Consider the following 16,707-nt stretch of genomic DNA (forward strand, 5'->3'; position numbering starts at 1 on the left):
GATTCGTGCCGGTTCGAACGGCGCATCCCCCCGTTGTCGTGACAGGTGCCCACCGCTCCGGGACCAGCATGGTGGCGAGGCTGCTCGGGCGGCTGGGGCTCGTCCTGGGGGCCGACCTCCAGGGAGACGCCGAGTCCCGTTTCTTTCTCGGCCTGAACGACACCCTCCTCTTCCTCAACAACTGCTTTTGGGACAACCCCGGCCCCATGGCCTACCTTGCGGAGAGGCCGGAATTGCTCGAGGACTACGCCCGGTGCGTGGAACGGGAACTCGAAGGTCTCGGCGCCCGGCGTTTCCTCGGGCGCCGGTGCCTCTGGCGGTGCCGTCCTCTGGAGCACGTCCCCGGGCCCTGGGGCTGGAAGGACCCCCGGGCCGTGCTGACCTTGCCGGTGTGGCTCCGGGTGTTTCCCGAAGTCCGCGTCGTCTACCAGGTGCGGAACGGGGTGGATGTGGCCCGGAGCCTCGTGGTGCGAGAGCGCCGGGCCGAGGAAGACCGGCGCCGCCGGCTGGCCCGTCGCCTCCGTCGTCGGTCCTTCCGGGGAACCCTCAGGGAGTCCGGTCTCCGGGGCTCGCTTCGCTGTGCCACCCTGGAGGGGGCCTTCTCCTTGTGGGAGGATTACGTCGAGATCGCGGAGCGGAACCTGTCGGCCATGCCGGCGGACCGGGTCTTCCGCCTCCGGTACGAGGATTTCGTCGGTTCGGCCCCGGCCGGGTTGTCCCGCCTGGCCCGCTTCTGCGGCCTGGACGGGGTGGGCCCGGAAGCGATACGGGAGGCCTGCACGGACCTAAGAGGGGACCGGGCCTTTGCCTATCGCCGGGATCCGGAGCTTTCGGCCTTCTTCGAACGGGTCCGCGAGACCCCGTGGATGCAGCGGCTGGGCTACGGCGGCGACGGGCGGCGGGACGCCGTCTCCGGGGGCGCGGAGGCGGCCAAGGCCGCCGAATTCCGGGAGGCCGGTCCTCGTCGCGACCAGAGGGCGCCGTGAGGCCCCGGCGGCTGTTTCGGCGGCTGGGCGAAGGATGGCGCCGCTGGAGATGGTCGCGGCGCCTCGCGCACCTCGGGCGGGGGGCGCGGCTGGAGCGGTCCGTTCGGATCATGAATCCCGGCGCGGTCCACGTGGGCGAGGGCGTGGTCATACGGCGGGGTTGTTTCCTCCGTGCCCACAGGGGCCCCGGGCTCCGCATCCGGATCGGCGACGGGAGCTCCCTGAACGAGCGCTGCCGGATCAGCGCCGCCGAGGAGGTGACCATAGGCCGCCACGTCATGGTCGCCGCCGAGGTCTTCATCGTTGACCACGACCACGTCTTCGACCACCCGGACCTTCCGCCGGCGCTGGTCCGGGAGGTCCGGTCCCGGCCCGTCCGAATCGACGACGGGTGCTGGCTGGGCTTTCGGAGTATCGTGCTCAAGGGGGTGCGCGTGGGGCGCCGGAGCGTGGTGGGGGCCGGCGCGGTGGTGACCCGGGACGTGCCGCCCGAATCCCTGGCGGTGGGGGTCCCGGCCCGGGTGGTCGCCCGGCGCGACCCGCGTTCCGGCAAGTGGGTGAAGGTGGCCGGCGGGCGGGATGGTCCGGGGGACGGCGTTTCCCCCGGCCGCCTTGACAAGGCCGGCCCGGGCCGGTAAATATCCGGGTATCGGTTGCGGGGTGGAGCAGTCTGGTAGCTCGTCGGGCTCATAACCCGAAGGTCAGAGGTTCAAATCCTCTCCCCGCTACCAAATTTTGCAGGAACGGCCGGCCTCCCTTGGGCCGGCTTTTTTGATGGCGTCGCGAGAATCACCGATGAAGTCGGTGCTTCAAAGCCCCTCGTCCCTCCGCAGTCCCAGGAATGCCTCGTTCCTCGAGGTGATCGCGCCTTGCCATTCGGCGATCTTTGCCGAGCCATCCACTCAGAGGACTTTTTGCGAAAACGAGGCTGTCTCTTTATCGTGGCGGCGGCCGTCGGCCCGCCTCAGGACCGGCGGGGTTTCAGGACGAGTCCCTTTTCGAAGGGGCGCCAGAGCCGCGCCTTTTGCTCGTCCGTCAACTGGTCGGTGGGCCGGTGGTTTTCGCGGCGTTTGAACTGGATCCAGGCGGGGAACTCCGGGGCGCCGCCGTTGTCCAGGACCACGTCGCCGCCGTTGAAGCCGAGGAGGTTGTAGACCCAGTAGTTGTGGCGGCGCCCGTCCCGGCCCCGTTCCCCCCTGACCAGGGCGACGTGGAGGAACCGGCAGGTGCCGTCGGCCCGAAGATCCAGGAAGTCCCGCGGGTCCGGGTACCAGGTCCGGACCACCGAGACCTCGTAGCCGCCGGGGGCCGAGAGGACGAAGGCCACGTTGGCCATGGCGGCCTCGAGGCCCGGCTGTCCCGACCACACGAAGACCACGAAGTCCGGCCGGTGGTCGCCGTTGAGGTCCGCCCAGTAGACGGCGCGTTCCGTCCTGGGTCGCCGGGCCACGAGTTGTGGGGACAGGACTTCCCGGCCCCCTTCCAACACCGAGAGGAAGACCCCCTTCGGGTCCAGGGAGGGGATGACCCGGAGCCGGACCCGGGGCGCCGCCCCTCCGGCCTCGAAGGTGAGCACCGGGAGCCGCCAGTCCGCGGGCGACTCCACGATGTCCACCACCGCGCACTCGTGGACGGCGCAGGCCGGGGGAGACGCCCCGGGTGGGAAGGGGAGGTAGCGGGGATCGGCCGCCGCCGCCGGGGCGGCGGCCGCCGCCAGGCAGGCGGCGACGGCGGCCGCCAGGAAGATCCTCGGGTGGCGCATGGCGGTCCTCCGGGTGGCGGTGCGTGTGCTCGGGGTTCGGGCGGTCACCGGTTCTCCAGGACGTCGCGGATCCACGAGAAGGCGGCCGCGGCGGCCGGGAAACCCACGGTGCTCACCATCAGGTTGACCACGTGAAATAATTCATCGGGGGCAGCCCCGGCGTCAAGGGCCCTGCGGGCATGGGAATGGACCGCCCCCTCGCTCCGGATCCCCACGGCCGCGGCCAGCTGGACCAGGTGGGTGGTCTTCTCGTCGAGGGGGCCGGCGGTGCGGGCCCGGCGGGCGGCCTCCCGGTAGGCGTCGAACATCTCGGGGAATCGCTTCTGGTATTCCTGGAAGTTTGCGGGGCAGGTGGTGCAGGGGTCCATGGAGCCTCCTGAAGTCCGGTGGGGAAGGGGTCCCCGTGCCCCCGGCGGTCCGCGCCGCCGGTCATCCGCCCAGTATGTCCCGGAGGGCCGCTTCCACGGTGGGGAAGCGGAACTCGAAGCCTGCCTCGAGCAGGCGCTTCGGCACCACCCGCTCGCCCCTGAGGATGACCTCGGCCACCTCTCCCAGGAGGAGCCGCAAAAGGGGGGCCGGGACCGGCAGCAGGGCCGGCCGGTGCAGCACCCGGGCGAGGGCCCGGGTGAACTCGGCGTTTCGCACGGGGTTCGGGGCTGCCAGGTTCACCGGGCCCTCGAGGTCTTTCCGCTCGGCGAGGAAGGTGACGGCGCGGGCGAGGTCCGCGACGTGGATCCACGAGAACCACTGGCGCCCCGAGCCGAGGCGTCCGCCGAGGCCGAACCGGAAGGGTGGGAGCAGCCGGTCCAGGGCGCCGCCGCCCGGGCCGAGGACCGTCCCGAAACGGGTGACCACCACGCGGGTGCCGTGGTCCCGGGCCTTCTCTGCCTCCGCCTGCCAGCTCCGGGCGACCTCGGCCAGGAACCCGTCCCCGGGCGGGGCGTCCTCGGCGAGGATCTCGTCGCTCCCTCCCCGGTACCAGCCCACGGCGTTGGCGTTGATGAGGGTGCCGCCGGCGCCCGGGGCCCGGCGGGCGAGGGCCGCCACGGCCATCCGGGTGGACCGGACCCGGGTCTCGAGGATCTCCCGACGGACCGTCGGGGTCCAGCGGGCGAAGATCGGGCGCCCCACCAGGTTGACCAGGACGTCCGCCGCCGCGGCCGGTTCCTGCCATCCGCCGGGTTCGAGGGGGTTCCCGGCCACGGCCGCCACGCCCGGCGGCAGGGTCTTCTCCCCGGCGGCGGACCGGACCAGGGCCGCCACTTCGTGGCCCGCCTGGACGAGGTGGCAGAGGAGCGCCGTCCCGACGAAACCCGTTCCTCCCATCACGAAGAATCGCATGACCGTCCTCCCGGCCCGGCGTGTGCCCGCCGTTCGCCTTTTCGTTTGTCCTGGATCCGCGGGCGTTCAAGAACGGGCCAGATGCAAGGCGGCGACATCGATAATACCCCAAGTATATCGACGAGTCGTCAACGCTGCAGATGGCCCGTTATCGGGCGCCCCGAAGGGCGGCGGGGTGCCCCGTCCCTGGTCCGAAGTCCCCGGGGCCCGGCCCAATCCGCTGGAGGCCGCCACGGATCCAGGAGCATGACCGGGGATCATGTGCGGTTGAGACGCCAGTCGTAGGGGAGATAGCGCAGCCGGAATCCGCCGGGAGTCTCCCGCATCCGGGCCGCCAGGTCTCCGTCGCGGACGTAGGCCGCCAGGAACCGGATCCGGTCCTCCGGGCGGTCGCCGAAGTCCCGGGCGTACCACCGGAAGACCCGGGAGAGGAAGAGGGTGTCCCGGGCCGGGTCGAAGCGGAGGCCCTCCCCGTTGACGAAGGTCTCCGCCGCCAGCTCCAGCTGGTGGTCCAGGTGCTCGGCGGTGTAGACCTCGATGGGAGGGCACGAGGAGGAGGCGCAGACCAGGGCGAAGTGGATGCGGGGGTCGAGGGGGGCGAGGGCGAGGGCCCGCCGCGGGTCGCGCCGCCCGAAGGGGCGGAAGAGGCCGCCGGGCCGGCGCCGGTTGCCGCGGAGGATGCCGTGCTCGATGTGGTCGGGGGACAGGGTGTGGGGGCCGACCCGGTAGCGGATCTTCCGGAAGAAGGCCGGGACCTCCTTCACCGAGTCCCGGATGCCCAGCTCGATGACGCCGTGGATGACCAGCACGTTGTAGAGGTTGATCCAGAAGGCCTTCCTGGCCTCCGGCGTCTCCAGGGCCGAAGGATCGAAGGCCGAGAGCCCGCAGGCGAGGTCCAGGTAGTCCCGGTACTCGGGCGATCCCCGCATCTCCTCGTAGGCCACCCGCCCCCGGGCCGTGTCGAAGAAGGCCCCCCTGAGGATGTTGAGGTGCCGCATGAGCCGGGCGGCCAGGGCGGACGTGTCCAGGGGGCAGCTCTCGCCCGAGGCGTTCAGGACCAGCGGGCGGCCGAGGCGGCCGGGGCGCCGCGGTCGTGGGCGTTCGAGGCGGACCTCCGCCCGTCCCTGGGCCCGCCTCAGGGCGGCCACGCCGATCACCAGCCCGATATGGGTGAAGGCCTGGGGATAGTTGCCGAGGGCCTGGCGCCAGGCGGGGTCGTATTCCTCGGAGAAGAGGCCCAGGGGGCCGGCCAGGGCGGCCACCCGCCGGAGCGTCTCCTCCGCCTCTTCCAACCGCCCGAGGCCGGCGAGACACTGGGCCAGCCAGCAGGTGCAGAGCAGGAAGGCCCCCTCCCCGCCGGGGAGGCCGTCGCCTCCCTTGTACCGGTACAGGAGGCCGTCCGCCGCAAGCTCGGCCTGGACGGCCTCCACCGTGGCGCGGACCCTGGGGTCGTCGAAGGGGAGGAAACCCACGAGGGGAAGGCGCAGGCAGGCGGCGTCGAGGGTATCGCTTTCGTACCGCTGGACGAAGGCCCCCCGGGCGGGGTTCCACCCCCGCCGGAGGACTTCGTCCCGGATGGCGTCCCGGGTGGCCGCCCAGGCCCGCCGGTCGCAGGCAAAACCGTAGCGGCGGGCGATGGTGAGCCCCCGGTCCATGGCGACCCAGCACATGACCTTGGAGTGGACGAAGTGGGCCGGCGGGCCCCGGACCTCCCAGATGCCGGAATCAGGTTCCCGCCAGTGGGCGGCCACGTGGTCGCACACGGATCTCAGGAAGGGCCAGAGGTCCGGGCGGATCTTCCCCGCGTAGTTCGAAAGGCGCAGGGCCGCGTCCAGGATCTCTCCGTAGATGTCCATCTGCTGCTGGCCGGCGGCCGCGTTGCCGATCCGGACCGGTGCGGAGCCCTTGTATCCCTCGAGGTGGCCGAGGACGTCTTCCCGGAGGTCTTCCTCGCCGCGCAGACCGTACATGATGCGGAGATCCCGCGCCGACCGGTGCTTGAATCGTTCCTCGATCCACCCGAAGTAGCGCTCCATCTCTTCCAGGTGGCCGAGCTCGTACAGGGCCTGGAGCGTCAGGGAGGCGTCCCGGATCCAGGTGAACCGGTAGTCCCAGTTCCGCCCCCCGCCGATCTCCTCCGGGAGGGACGTGGTGGCCGCGGCGGCCACGGCGCCGCTCGGCCGGAACTGGAGGAGCTTGAGGACCAGGGCGGAGCGTTCCATGAGGGGGGTCCAGGGCCCGAACCAGGGCCGCCGCCCGGTCTCCCGGGTTTCGAGCCAGCGGCGCCAGAAATTCCGGGTGGCCTCGAGGCAGCGTTCGCAGGCCTCGGGGGCCGGCGGGGCGGGCCCCGGCCCGTAGTCCAGGCCCCACCACAGGACGTCGCCCCGGCGGAGGACGGCCCGCCCCCGGGCCCCGGCGCCCTCGATCTCCATGGGGAAGGGTGTCGCCAGGTCCAGGCGCCCCCCGCCGCCCTCGGCGGCCAGGCGTCCGGGCGCCTCCAGGCGGACACGGGTGGCGGCCCGGGCGTAGTCGAACCTCGGCTCGAAAAAGGCCTCCACCTCGATCTCTCCCCGGGTGCACTCGAGGCGGCGGAGGAGGCGCGAGGGGGGTCGGCCGCCGCCGTCTTCGTCCACGGGCATGAAGTCCGTGAGCTCGGCCTCGCCGGCCCGGGTCCGGAAGGCGGTCACGAGGATGTTGGTGCCGGCCAGGTAGCGGGCGGCGGTGTCGAAGGGGGCGGTGGGGGCGATCCGGAACCGGCCCCCCTTTTCGTCGTCGAGGATGGCCGCGAAGACGCCGGGGGCGTCGAGGTGGGGCGCGGGAAGCCAGTCGATGGACCCGTCGGGCCCCACCAGGGCGATGGTGTGGAGGTTGCCGATGGCGCCGTAGGTCTCGATGGGGTGGTAGGTCATGGGGTCGCTGGCGCGCCGATTCGATCCCGGGTATTTAGAAGGGGACTTCGGCGCGTTTCTTTTCACCTTAGGCCATGTCCGGTCCGCGGCCAAGGGGAGGCGGCGCCCTGGAGGGTCCCCGGTGCCTGGAAACCGGCTCGCCCGAGCACACAGTCCTTATCTCCTGGCCCACGCCGGCCAGCCCGTGGATTGGTATCCCTGGTGCGAGGAGGCCTTCCGGCGGGCGCGGATGGAGGATCGGCCGGTCTTCCTCTCCATCGGTTACGCCGCCTGCCACTGGTGCCACGTCATGTCCCGGGAATCCTTCGACGACCCGGAGGTCGCGGCGGTCCTGAACGAGACCTTCGTGAACGTCAAGGTGGACCGGGAGGAACGGCCCGACGTGGACGCCGTCTACATGGAGGCCTGCCGCCGGCTGACCGGCGGGGGCGGCTGGCCCCTCACCGTGATCCTCACGCCCGACGGGCGGCCCTTCTTCGCCGCGACGTATCTGCCGAAGGCATCACGCGGCGGCCGGATCGGGCTCCTGGACCTGGCCCGCCACGTGAAGCGGCTCTGGGCCACCCGCCGGGAGCCGGTGCTGCGGGCCGCGGCGGAGGTCACCGCCGTCCTCGCCGAGGAGGGCCGGGCGGCCTCCGGCCCCGGCCCGGACGCCGGCACCGTCCGCCTGGCGGTGGAGACCCTCTACGGGATCTTCGACCGGGTGCACGGGGGGTTCGGGGAGGCGCCCAAGTTCCCGTCGGGCACCGTCCTCTCCTTCCTCGTCCGCCATTGGCGCCGGGCGGGTGACCCGCGGGCCCGGGAGATGGCCGACTTGACCCTCCGGCGCATGCGCCGGGGCGGCATCTTCGACCAGGTGGGCCTGGGCTTCCACCGGTATTCCACGGACGGGCGATGGTTCCTGCCCCACTTCGAGAAGATGCTCACCGACCAGGCCCTCCTGGCCACGGCCTACGCCGAGGCCGCCGCGGCCTTCGGCGAGCCGGAGTTCGCCCGGACCGCCCGCGAGGTCTTCACCTACGTGCTCCGGGACCTGGCGGCCCCGGAAGGCGGCTTCTTCTCTTCGGAGGACGCGGACGTCGAGGGAGAGGAGGGGCGTTACACCACCTGGACCGAGGCGGAGATCCGGGCCGTGTTGCCGCCGGAGACGGCCGATGCCCTGTGCCGCGTCTTCGGCGTGGAACCCGAAGGCAACTACGCGGAGGAGGCCTCGGGCCGGGTCACGGGGCGCAACGTCCTCGCCTTTGCGGATCCCGGGGCGCCTCTGCCCGGCGACGACACCGTGGCGCGCGGCCTGGAACGTCTGGCCGAGGTCCGGGCCCGGCGCCGGCGTCCCCGCCTGGACGACAAGGTGCTGGCCGACTGGAACGGGCTCATGATCGAGGCGCTGGCCACGGGGGCGCGCGTGCTCGGTGACGACGCTCTCGCCGCCGCCGCGGTCCGCGCGGCCGATTTCGTCCTCTCCCGGATGCGGGGCCCGGGCGGGCGGCTGTTGCACCGCTGGCACCGCGGGGCCGTGGGCATCCCGGGCTTTCTCGACGACTACGTCTTCGTGACCGCCGGCCTGATCGCCCTCCACCAGGCGCTCCACGACTCGAGATACCTGGCCGCCGCCGTGGAACTCCAGGACATCCTCGACGAAGACTTCCGGGACGAGGCGGGCGGCGGTTATCACTTCACGTCCGCGGACGGGGAACCCCTTCTCGTCCGGCGCAAAGACATTTATGATGGGGCCGTTCCTTCCGGGAACGCGGTGGCGGCCGGGAACCTTCTCCGGCTGGCACGGTTGACGGGCGAGCCCCGGTACGAGGCGGCGGCCGACGCCCTCTTCGGCGCCTTCGGCGCCGCCGTCCGCGCGGCACCCGCCGCCGCGGTCACGCTCCTCGATGCCTCGGCCGCCGGGTCCGGGGTGGACGTGGTGGTGGCCGGGGAGGCCGGCGCCCGGGAACTCGTCGCCGTGACCCGGGAGGTGTGGCACCCGGACGACCTGGTCGTCGTTCGGAAGGCCGCCCCGGGCGAAGCCGAGGCGGCGGCGCCTCCCTTCGCCGCGGCATGCGGCCCCGTGGAGGGGCGGGCGGCGGCCTACGTCTGCAGCCGCCGCTCGTGCCGTCCGCCGGTGACGGACCCGGCGGCGCTTCGCCGGCTCCTGGCCGAGGCCCGGCAGGCGGGCGCCTTCCCGCCGGACCGGGATGCGCCCGGCGGGCCCGGCGCCTGAACGGCGCGGAGGGGCGCGGCCGGGCCCCCGCGGCTCCACGGCGACGAGAGGTTCGAAGGCCCCGCGGCGGCCATGCGTCCCCGGGGCGCCATCATCAACAACCAGAAGAGAGGACCCAAATGCCAGAACCCTTCACACAGCTGGACGAACGTTGCGTCAACGCCATCCGGATGCTGGCCGTGGACCAGGTGGAAGCGGCCCGGTCCGGCCATCCCGGCATGCCCATGGGGGCGGCGCCCATGGCCTATGTCCTCTGGACCCGGTTCCTGCGTTTCGACCCTCGGGACCCGGCCTGGCCCGACCGGGATCGCTTCGTGCTCTCGGCGGGTCACGGCTCCGCCCTGCTCTACGCCCTTCTCCACCTCTGCGGCTTCGATCTCCCCCTGGAGGAACTCAAGCGGTTCCGGCAGTGGGGCAGCCGGACCCCGGGGCACCCGGAGTACGGTCACACGCCGGGGGTGGAGACCACCACGGGCCCCCTGGGGCAGGGACTGGCCAACGGGGTGGGCATGGCCATGGCGGAGCGCTTCCTGGCCGCCCGCTTCAATCGCCCCGGGCACGAGATCGTGGACCACTACGTCTACGGCATCGTGAGCGACGGTGACCTCATGGAGGGGATCTCCCACGAGGCCGCCTCCCTGGCGGGGCATCTCCGCCTCGGCCGCCTGATCTACCTCTACGACGACAACCACATCTCCATCGACGGCCCCACCGAGATCTCCTTCACCGAGGACCGCGCGGCCCGCTTCGCCGCCTACGGGTGGCACGTCCAGCGGGTCGAGGACGGCAACGACCTCGCCGCCATCGCCGCCGCCATAGAGGCCGCGAGGGCGGAGCACGACCGCCCCTCCCTCATCGCCGTCCGGACCCACATCGGTTACGGCAGCCCCCACAAGCAGGACACCCCGTCCGTCCACGGCGAACCCCTCGGGCCGGAGGAGACCCGGCTCACCAAGGAACGGCTCGGGTGGCCGGTGGAACCGCCCTTCTTCGTTCCGGACGACGTGCGGGACCGTTTCCGTGAGGCGGCGGAGCGTGGCGCGGCCGCGGCCGCGGCCTGGCGGGAGCGGCTCTCGGCCTTCCGGTCGGCCTTCCCGGACGCCGCCGCCGAGTGGGACCGGGCGCTGGCGGGCCGGCTCCCCGAGGGATGGGATGCCGAGATCCCCGTGTTTCCGGCGGACCCGGCGGGGGCCGCCACCCGCGTCACCTCCGGGAAGGTCCTGAACGCCCTGGCCAAGAGGGTGCCCAACCTCGTCGGGGGGTCGGCGGACCTCTCCCCCTCCAACAAGACCCTCATCGAGGGGGAAGGGGACTTCGGGCCCGGGGACTACGGTTGCCGGAACGTCCGCTTCGGTGTCCGGGAGCACGGGATGGGCGGCATCCTGAACGGGATGGCCCTCCATGGCGGCCTCCTCCCCTACGGCGGCACCTTCCTCATCTTCTCCGACTACCTCCGCCCCTCCATCCGGCTGGCCGCCCTGATGCGGCTCCACGTGATCTACGTCTTCACCCACGACAGCATCGGGCTCGGCGAAGACGGTCCCACCCACCAGCCGGTGGAACACCTGGCCGCCCTCCGGGCCATGCCGGGGCTCACCGTGGTGCGACCGTGCGACGCCAACGAGACCGCCGAGGCATGGCGATGGGCCGTGGCGGAGGCGGAGGGCCCCGTGGCGCTGGCGCTCACCCGGCAGAAGGTGCCGGTGCTCGACCGCGGCGCCCTGGCCCCGGCGGACGGGCTCCGAAAGGGGGCCTACGTGCTCGCCGACATCGGCGGCGGCGCCCCCCGCCTGATCCTCGTGGCCAGCGGTTCCGAGGTGGCCCTGGCCCTGGAGGCCGCCCGGGAACTGGCGGCCGAGGCGGGAACGGTCCGTGTGGTCAGCATGCCGAGCTGGGAGCTCTTCGAGCGCCAGCCGGAGGCCTACCGCCGGGAGGTCTTCCCGCCCGAGGTGACCGCCCGCGTGGCCGTGGAGGCCGGGGTCGCCCAGGGATGGGAGCGCTACGTCGGTTCGGCGGGAGCGGTGGTGGGACTGGAGCACTTCGGGGCCAGCGCGCCCGCCAAGGTCCTCTTCGAGGAGTTCGGCATCACGGCGGCGGCGGTGGTGGATCGGGCCCGGAAGCTCCTTCGCGGTGGCGGGGCCGGCTAGGAGAGACCCCCACCGCCTCCCGGCCCGGCGCCCCGGGCCTCGGGCCGGGCCGTGGATCGCCGGCGGGGCGGCGCTCCTCGTCCTCCAGGGCGCCGTGGCCGTCCTGTCGCCCCGGTTCGGCCCGGCCGTCCCCATGGCCCTCCGGCCCATCGGGTGGTTCGTCGCCCTCCAGGCGGCGGCCGGAGGCGCCTACCTCTGGGCGGTCCTGGCGGGCCCCCGGCGGGGCGAACCCGGCCCCCGGATGTTGGCCTGGATGCTGGCGGTTGGCCTTGCGATGCGGCTGGCGGCGGGGCTCACGGCGCCCGTCCTCGAAAACGACTTCGAGCGGTATCTCTGGGACGGGGCCGTAACGGCCGCCGGCCTCAACCCCTACGCCGTGGCACCGGCCGAGGCCCGAGACGGCGGCCCCGGGTGGCGGCGGCTGGCGGCCGTCGCCGGGGACCTTCCCGCCCGCATCAACCACCCGGATCTGAAGACCGTCTATCCCCCCACGGCCCAGGCGGCCTTCGCCCTGGCCCATCTCGTCCGTCCCTGGAGCCTGGGTGCGTGGCGCGCCGTCCTGGCGGCGTTCGACCTCGCCGCCCTCGGGCTCCTCGCCCTCCTGCTCCGGTTGGCCGGCCGGTCTCCGGGCCGGCTTCTGGTCTACTGGTGGAATCCCCTCCTGGTCAAGGAGGTCTACAACTCGGCCCACGTGGACGTGGTGGCCCTGCCCCTGGTGCTCCTGGCCCTTCTCCTGGCCCTCCGCGGCCGGCCGGCTGGGACCGGGGGCGTCTTGGGCCTGGCCGCCGGGGTGAAGCTCTGGCCGGCCCTGCTTCTTCCCGCGTTCCTGCGCCGGGCTGCGGGCGGACGCTGGTCCGCGGGCGCCGCCGGGGGGCTCGCCTTCGCCGTGGCGGCGGCGGTGCTGGCCGTCCCGGTGGTCGCCGGAGGGCTCGACCCGTCCTCGGGCCTGGTGGCCTATGCCGACCGGTGGGAGATGAACGACGGGCCCTTCATGCTGGTCCTGTGGGGCTGGCGGGGGCTGCTCGGTTCCGCGGGCGGGGCGGCGCCGGCGCTGGCGCGGGCCACGGTGGCGGCGGTGGTGGCGGTTCTGGCGGCCCGGGCGGCCCTGGCGCCTCCCGGCGGCCCTGCGGAGACCGCTTCCAGGGCCCTCGTTCCCGTGGCCGCCCTCTTTCTCCTCGGCCCCACCCAGTTCCCCTGGTATTTTACATGGATGCTGCCCCTCCTGGTCTTCCGCCCCAGCCCGGGCCTCCTGGCCTACACCGCGCTTCTGCCCTTGTATTACTGGCGTTTTGCATGGGAGGCACGTGGCCGGGTCCCCGTCTTCGACGACGGAATCGTGTGGGTCGAGCACGCGCCGGTTCTGGCGATCCTCGCCTGGGAATGGTACAGGGCCCGGGCTCGGCGGGCGGGGGGCGGCGCATGAGGCGGGGGCGGCGTGTCGCCGTGGTGATCCCGGCGATGGACGAGGCGGCCGCCATCGGCCGGGTGCTCGCCGAGGTGCCGGGCTGGGTGGACGAGTGCATCGTCGCCGACAACGGGTCCACCGACGGTACCGGCGAGATCGCCGCCGCCCTCGGGGCCAGGGTGGTGCGGGTGGCGCGCCGCGGCTACGGGTCCGCCTGCCTGGCAGGGGTCGCCGCCGCCGTTTCCGCCGCCGATGTGGTGGTCTTCCTCGATGGGGACTACAGCGACAACCCCGCCGAGATGGACCGGCTGGTGGACCCGGTGCTCCGGAACGAGGCGGACCTCGTCGTCGGTTCCCGGGTACTGGGCCGGCCGGAGCGGGGGGCACTCCCGCCCCAGGCCCGCTTCGGGAACTGGCTGGCCACCCGGATGATCCGTCTCTTCTGGGGCGCCCGGTTCACGGACCTGGGTCCTTTCCGGGCCGTGAGGGGCGAGGTCCTCCGGTCTATGGGCATGACGGACCCGGACTACGGCTGGACCGTGGAGATGCAGCTCCGGGCGGTGCGCCAGGGGATCCCGTGGATCGAGGTGCCGGTGGGGTACCGGCGCCGGATCGGGCGCTCGAAGATCACGGGCACCGTGAAGGGCGTGGTGGGCGCCGGGACGAAGATCCTGTGGACCATCCTCCGCGCTCGGCTGGGCGGGCTGCCGACCCCGGAGCGGTGGCGTCCCCGGGAGGCCGTCGTCCTGTTCACCCGTTTCCCCCGGCCGGGTACCACGAAGACCCGGTTGATCCCGGCCCTCGGTCCCCGGGGGGCGGCGGATCTCCAGCGCCGGATGACGGAGCAGGCGGCGGCCACCGTGCGGGCCGCCCAGGCACGGCGGGGGTTCCGTGTCGAGGTGCGCCACGAGGGGGGCTCGGAGGAGGAACTGCGCCGCTGGCTGGGAGCGGGATGGACCTACCGGGCGCAGGGGCCGGGGGACCTCGGGGCGCGCCTGGACCGGGCGGTCCGGGAGGCCTTCTCGTCCGGGGCGGCGCGGGTGGTGCTCCTCGGTGCCGACTGTCCCGGCCTGCGGGCGTCGGACATCCTCCGGGCCCTTCGGGCCCTCGATCGCGCCGACGCGGCGGTCGGCCCCTCCGCGGACGGCGGCTACTACCTCTTGGGGCTCCGGCGGGTGGTGCCCGGCCTCTTCGAGGCGATACCGTGGGGGACGGCCTCGGTGAGGGAACGGACCCTGGCGGTTCTCCGCCGCCGCGGCCTCAAGTGGCGACTCTTGCCGGTTCGGCGGGACGTGGACCGGCCGGAGGACCTGGTCGTCCTCCGGGGGCGGTCATGAGCGGGGGTGCGGGACGCTCCGGGAGGTGCTGGCGGGCCTGCTAGGGGCCGGTGCCGTCCCCGGGGCCGGCGGGATCCGTGGGGGTGTCTTCCGGTGTGGTCTCGGCTGGGGTCTCGCCGCCGGCCTTCTCCAGCTTGCGCTTGCGCTTTTCTTCCCGTTTCCGGAGGCGGGCGAGTTCCTTCGCCCGCTTCTTGCCCTTGTAGTTGGGTCGTCGTGCCAAGTGTGAGGCCTCGCTTTCCAGGTGAAGGGGCGGCCCGTGGCGGGGGCCGCCGAGGACGCAAAAAGGCTCCCCCCGTCACCGGGGGGAGCCTTTGCATGCCGCTAGATGCGGGTGACGTTCACGGCCTTGGGGCCCTTGGGGCCGCTTTCCTCGTCGAACCGGACACGCTCGCCCTCGGAGAGGGACTTGAAGCCCTCGCCCAGGATGCCCGTGTGGTGGACGAAGACGTCGTGGCCGTCGGCGCTCTCGATGAAACCGAAGCCCTTGGAATCACTGAACCACTTCACTTTGCCTTCCGACATTCCGGGTACCTCCTTTCTTCAAAAATTGGGTCTCGGAATGGCGGTTGCGACAAAAAAAAGCCGCAAAGTCTGGTGTCTTTGCGGCCTGCAACGAACAAACACATCCGAAACTTCATGGTCCACACTACCTGCCTTCCGCCCGCTTGTCAACAAGGATCTTCAAGGGGCCGAAAGGAGGCAGCGGGAGTCGTTATCGAAATCGGCCGAAAGGCCGAAGAGCAGGTTGACCCCTGCCGGGCGATGGGGCAATCTGGCAACGTCCAACGTGATCGTCAACTAGGGAGAAAGTCCATGCGCGAGAGACGGGAGAAGATCCTTTCGGGGACGCGGCTGCGGTGGGGTCTCATGCTCTGCCTGGCCGTCGCCGCGTTTTCCGCCGTCCAGGCGGCTGCCGCCACGGAGCCGGCAGCCGGGGCGGCCCTCGAGCACCTCTATCTCACCGGCCGGGTCCTCGACAACCACAAGGAACCCGTGGCCGACGCCGAGCTCCAGGTCCTGGTGAACGGCGAGGTCCAGCCCGTCCGAGAGGGGAAGCACCGGGAGGCCATGGACGCCTTCACCACCGCCTCCGACGGGAGCTACCACGTGGTCTTCGGGCTCCCACCCGGCACCCTCGAGACGGCCCGGGTGGAGCTTGCCGTCTACAAGCCGAGCTTCGCGCGGCTCAAGGTCCCGCTCTCCTTCGAGGACATGGCCGTCCGCGGCCCGGACTACTACCACGCCCTCGACATCCAGCTCGAGCGGACCCTGGGGCCCGCCTTCTGGATCGCCACCTGCATCTTCCTCCTGGCCTACATCCTGATCTCCTTCGAGCTCCTGCACCGGACCCTGGCCGCCATGCTCGGGGCGGCCCTGATGCTGCTCATCAGCTACACCCTCGGGACCCTGGACCCCGACTACCACATCCTCTCCTACGAGCGGGCCGTCCACGCCATCGACATGAACGTGGTCTTCCTCCTCATGGGGATGATGATCATCGTGGGGATCCTCAAGAACACCGGGGTCTTCCAGTGGTGCGCCTACAAGTCGTACCAGTTGGCCCGGGGCAACGTCCTGGCGCTTTCCAGCATCCTGATGGCCTTCACCGCCTTCGCCTCGGCCTTCCTCGACAACGTGACCACCATGCTGCTGCTCACCCCGGTCACCATCGAGATCGCGCTGTCGCTGGGCATCTCGCCGCTGGCGCTCCTCGTCCCGGAGATCCTGGCCTCCAACATCGGCGGCACGGCCACCCTCATCGGGGACCCCCCCAACATCATGATCGGCTCCTACGCCGGGCTCACCTTCATGGACTTCGTGGTCAACCTGGCCCCCACGGTGGTGGCCAGCATGGTGGTGCTCTTCGTCTACTCGAAGTTCGCCTACGGCGGCGACTACGCCCGGGCCCGGGTGGAGGACGTCCCGGCCTTCATCGAGAAGCTCCGCGAGGAGTACCGCATCACCGACCGCTCCCTCCTCACCGTGGGCCTCATCGTCATGGGCATCACCGTGGCGTTCTTCCTCACCCACGGGTTCTGGCACATGGAGGTGAGCATCGCCGCCCTCTTCGGGGCCTCGGTGCTCTTCACCTACGGGATCGCCACCAAGCGGGTGGATCTCCTGAAACTCATCGAGAAGGACATCGAGTGGGCGACGCTCCTCTTCTTCATCTTTCTCTTCATCCTGGTGGGGGCCGTGGAAGAGACGGGGCTCCTGGCCCTCATCTCCGACTGGGTGCTCCGGCTCTCCGAGGGGAACCTCGTCGCCGCCATCTGCCTGATCCTCTGGGTCTCCGCCATCATGAGCGCCTTCGTGGACAACATCCCCTTCACCGCCACCATGCTGCCCATCGTGGCCTACCTCACCCGGGTGATCCCCGGGGCCGACTCGGGCGTCCTCTGGTGGGCCCTGGCCTTCGGGGCCTGCTTCGGCGGCAACGGCACCATGATCGGCGCGAGCGCCAACGTCGTGACCCTGGGCATCGCCGAGGCCGCCGGGCACCCGGTCCGCTTCTTCCAGTTCATGAAGGTGGCCTTCCTCTACATGGTCCTGAGCGTCGGCTTGGCCAACGTCTGGCTGCTGCTGTTCTATTAAAAGGCAAGGA

Annotated in this window: 13 protein-coding genes and 1 tRNA gene; 8 read left to right on the forward strand and 6 right to left on the reverse strand. The window is 71.9% G+C overall.

Going from position 1 to position 16,707, the window contains the following annotated elements; all coding sequences use genetic code 11:
- Positions 1 to 5 precede the first annotated feature (5 nt).
- The 3 genes from HCU62_RS03650 (at position 6) to HCU62_RS03660 (ending at position 1,717) form a co-directional block, all read left to right on the forward strand.
- Positions 6 to 986 carry a sulfotransferase gene (locus HCU62_RS03650; protein WP_163298428.1) on the forward strand — a complete coding sequence of 327 codons (981 nt, stop codon included), beginning with the start codon at positions 6 to 8 and terminating at the stop codon, positions 984 to 986.
- 110 nt (positions 987 to 1,096) lie between these two features.
- On the forward strand, positions 1,097 to 1,624 hold the full coding sequence (locus tag HCU62_RS03655) for an acyltransferase (protein WP_163298429.1): 528 nt from the start codon (positions 1,097 to 1,099) through the stop codon (positions 1,622 to 1,624).
- Between the two features lie 16 nt (positions 1,625 to 1,640).
- Positions 1,641 to 1,717: transfer RNA gene (locus HCU62_RS03660), tRNA-Met, on the forward strand.
- 233 nt (positions 1,718 to 1,950) lie between these two features.
- Here the strand turns inward: HCU62_RS03660 and HCU62_RS03665 are convergent.
- From HCU62_RS03665 to HCU62_RS03680, 4 genes are all read right to left on the reverse strand, one after another.
- The gene (locus tag HCU62_RS03665; protein WP_163298430.1) at positions 1,951 to 2,748 is read right to left on the reverse strand and encodes a hypothetical protein; all 798 of its coding nucleotides are present in this window, start codon (positions 2,746 to 2,748) and stop codon (positions 1,951 to 1,953) included.
- 44 nt (positions 2,749 to 2,792) lie between these two features.
- Positions 2,793 to 3,116 carry a carboxymuconolactone decarboxylase family protein gene (locus HCU62_RS03670; protein ID WP_163298431.1) on the reverse strand — a complete coding sequence of 108 codons (324 nt, stop codon included), beginning with the start codon at positions 3,114 to 3,116 and terminating at the stop codon, positions 2,793 to 2,795.
- 61 nt (positions 3,117 to 3,177) lie between these two features.
- Positions 3,178 to 4,089, reverse strand: coding sequence for a TIGR01777 family oxidoreductase (locus tag HCU62_RS03675; RefSeq protein WP_163298432.1), 912 nt, complete (start codon positions 4,087 to 4,089; stop codon positions 3,178 to 3,180).
- A 257-nt stretch (positions 4,090 to 4,346) separates the two neighbouring features.
- Positions 4,347 to 6,998, reverse strand: coding sequence for a glycoside hydrolase family 15 protein (locus HCU62_RS03680; protein ID WP_163298433.1), 2,652 nt, complete (start codon positions 6,996 to 6,998; stop codon positions 4,347 to 4,349).
- Between the two features lie 121 nt (positions 6,999 to 7,119).
- Between HCU62_RS03680 and HCU62_RS03685 the strand changes: the two genes are divergently transcribed.
- From HCU62_RS03685 to HCU62_RS12815, 4 genes are all read left to right on the forward strand, one after another.
- Positions 7,120 to 9,213 (forward strand): thioredoxin domain-containing protein, encoded by a 2,094-nt coding sequence (locus HCU62_RS03685; protein WP_167522307.1) that lies wholly within the window; start codon positions 7,120 to 7,122, stop codon positions 9,211 to 9,213.
- A gap of 119 nt (positions 9,214 to 9,332) precedes the next feature.
- A complete protein-coding gene (gene tkt, locus HCU62_RS03690; RefSeq protein WP_163298435.1) occupies positions 9,333 to 11,360 on the forward strand; it encodes a transketolase in 2,028 nt (675 codons plus the stop codon).
- The gene (locus tag HCU62_RS03695; protein ID WP_169755443.1) at positions 11,344 to 12,783 is read left to right on the forward strand and encodes a glycosyltransferase 87 family protein; all 1,440 of its coding nucleotides are present in this window, start codon (positions 11,344 to 11,346) and stop codon (positions 12,781 to 12,783) included. The genes tkt and HCU62_RS03695 overlap by 17 nt, the downstream gene beginning before the upstream one ends.
- Positions 12,780 to 14,102, forward strand: a complete 1,323-nt coding sequence (locus HCU62_RS12815; RefSeq protein WP_163298169.1) for a TIGR04282 family arsenosugar biosynthesis glycosyltransferase — start codon at positions 12,780 to 12,782, stop codon at positions 14,100 to 14,102. The genes HCU62_RS03695 and HCU62_RS12815 overlap by 4 nt, the downstream gene beginning before the upstream one ends.
- Before the next feature lie 40 nt (positions 14,103 to 14,142).
- Here the strand turns inward: HCU62_RS12815 and HCU62_RS03710 are convergent, their stop codons facing one another.
- Positions 14,143 to 14,322: a hypothetical protein gene (locus HCU62_RS03710; RefSeq protein ID WP_163298170.1), complete on the reverse strand. Its 180-nt coding sequence runs from the start codon at positions 14,320 to 14,322 to the stop codon at positions 14,143 to 14,145.
- Between the two features lie 101 nt (positions 14,323 to 14,423).
- Positions 14,424 to 14,624: a cold-shock protein gene (locus HCU62_RS03715; protein WP_163298171.1), complete on the reverse strand. Its 201-nt coding sequence runs from the start codon at positions 14,622 to 14,624 to the stop codon at positions 14,424 to 14,426.
- 291 nt (positions 14,625 to 14,915) lie between these two features.
- Between HCU62_RS03715 and HCU62_RS03720 the strand changes: the two genes are divergently transcribed.
- Complete coding sequence (locus HCU62_RS03720) at positions 14,916 to 16,697, forward strand: ArsB/NhaD family transporter (protein WP_246325255.1); 1,782 nt, start codon at positions 14,916 to 14,918, stop codon at positions 16,695 to 16,697.
- The last annotated feature ends 10 nt before the right edge of the window (positions 16,698 to 16,707 follow it).

Origin of the sequence: Dissulfurirhabdus thermomarina (assembly GCF_012979235.1) — a bacterium.
GTDB classification, from domain to species: Bacteria; Desulfobacterota; Dissulfuribacteria; order Dissulfuribacterales; family Dissulfurirhabdaceae; genus Dissulfurirhabdus; species Dissulfurirhabdus thermomarina.

Bases quoted from the DNA above. Each gene is read 5' to 3' on its own strand.
- HCU62_RS03670 (WP_163298431.1), bottom strand. From the start codon at position 3,116: ATGGACCCCTGCACCACCTGCCCCGCAAACTTCCAGGAATACCAGAAG.
- HCU62_RS03680 (WP_163298433.1), bottom strand. From the start codon at position 6,998: ATGACCTACCACCCCATCGAGACCTACGGCGCCATCGGCAACCTCCAC.
- HCU62_RS03665 (WP_163298430.1), bottom strand. From the start codon at position 2,748: ATGCGCCACCCGAGGATCTTCCTGGCGGCCGCCGTCGCCGCCTGCCTG.
- HCU62_RS03715 (WP_163298171.1), bottom strand. From the start codon at position 14,624: ATGTCGGAAGGCAAAGTGAAGTGGTTCAGTGATTCCAAGGGCTTCGGT.
- HCU62_RS03720 (WP_246325255.1), top strand. From the start codon at position 14,916: ATGCGCGAGAGACGGGAGAAGATCCTTTCGGGGACGCGGCTGCGGTGG.
- HCU62_RS03675 (WP_163298432.1), bottom strand. From the start codon at position 4,089: ATGCGATTCTTCGTGATGGGAGGAACGGGTTTCGTCGGGACGGCGCTC.
- HCU62_RS12815 (WP_163298169.1), top strand. From the start codon at position 12,780: ATGAGGCGGGGGCGGCGTGTCGCCGTGGTGATCCCGGCGATGGACGAG.
- tkt (WP_163298435.1), top strand. From the start codon at position 9,333: ATGCCAGAACCCTTCACACAGCTGGACGAACGTTGCGTCAACGCCATC.
- HCU62_RS03655 (WP_163298429.1), top strand. From the start codon at position 1,097: ATGAATCCCGGCGCGGTCCACGTGGGCGAGGGCGTGGTCATACGGCGG.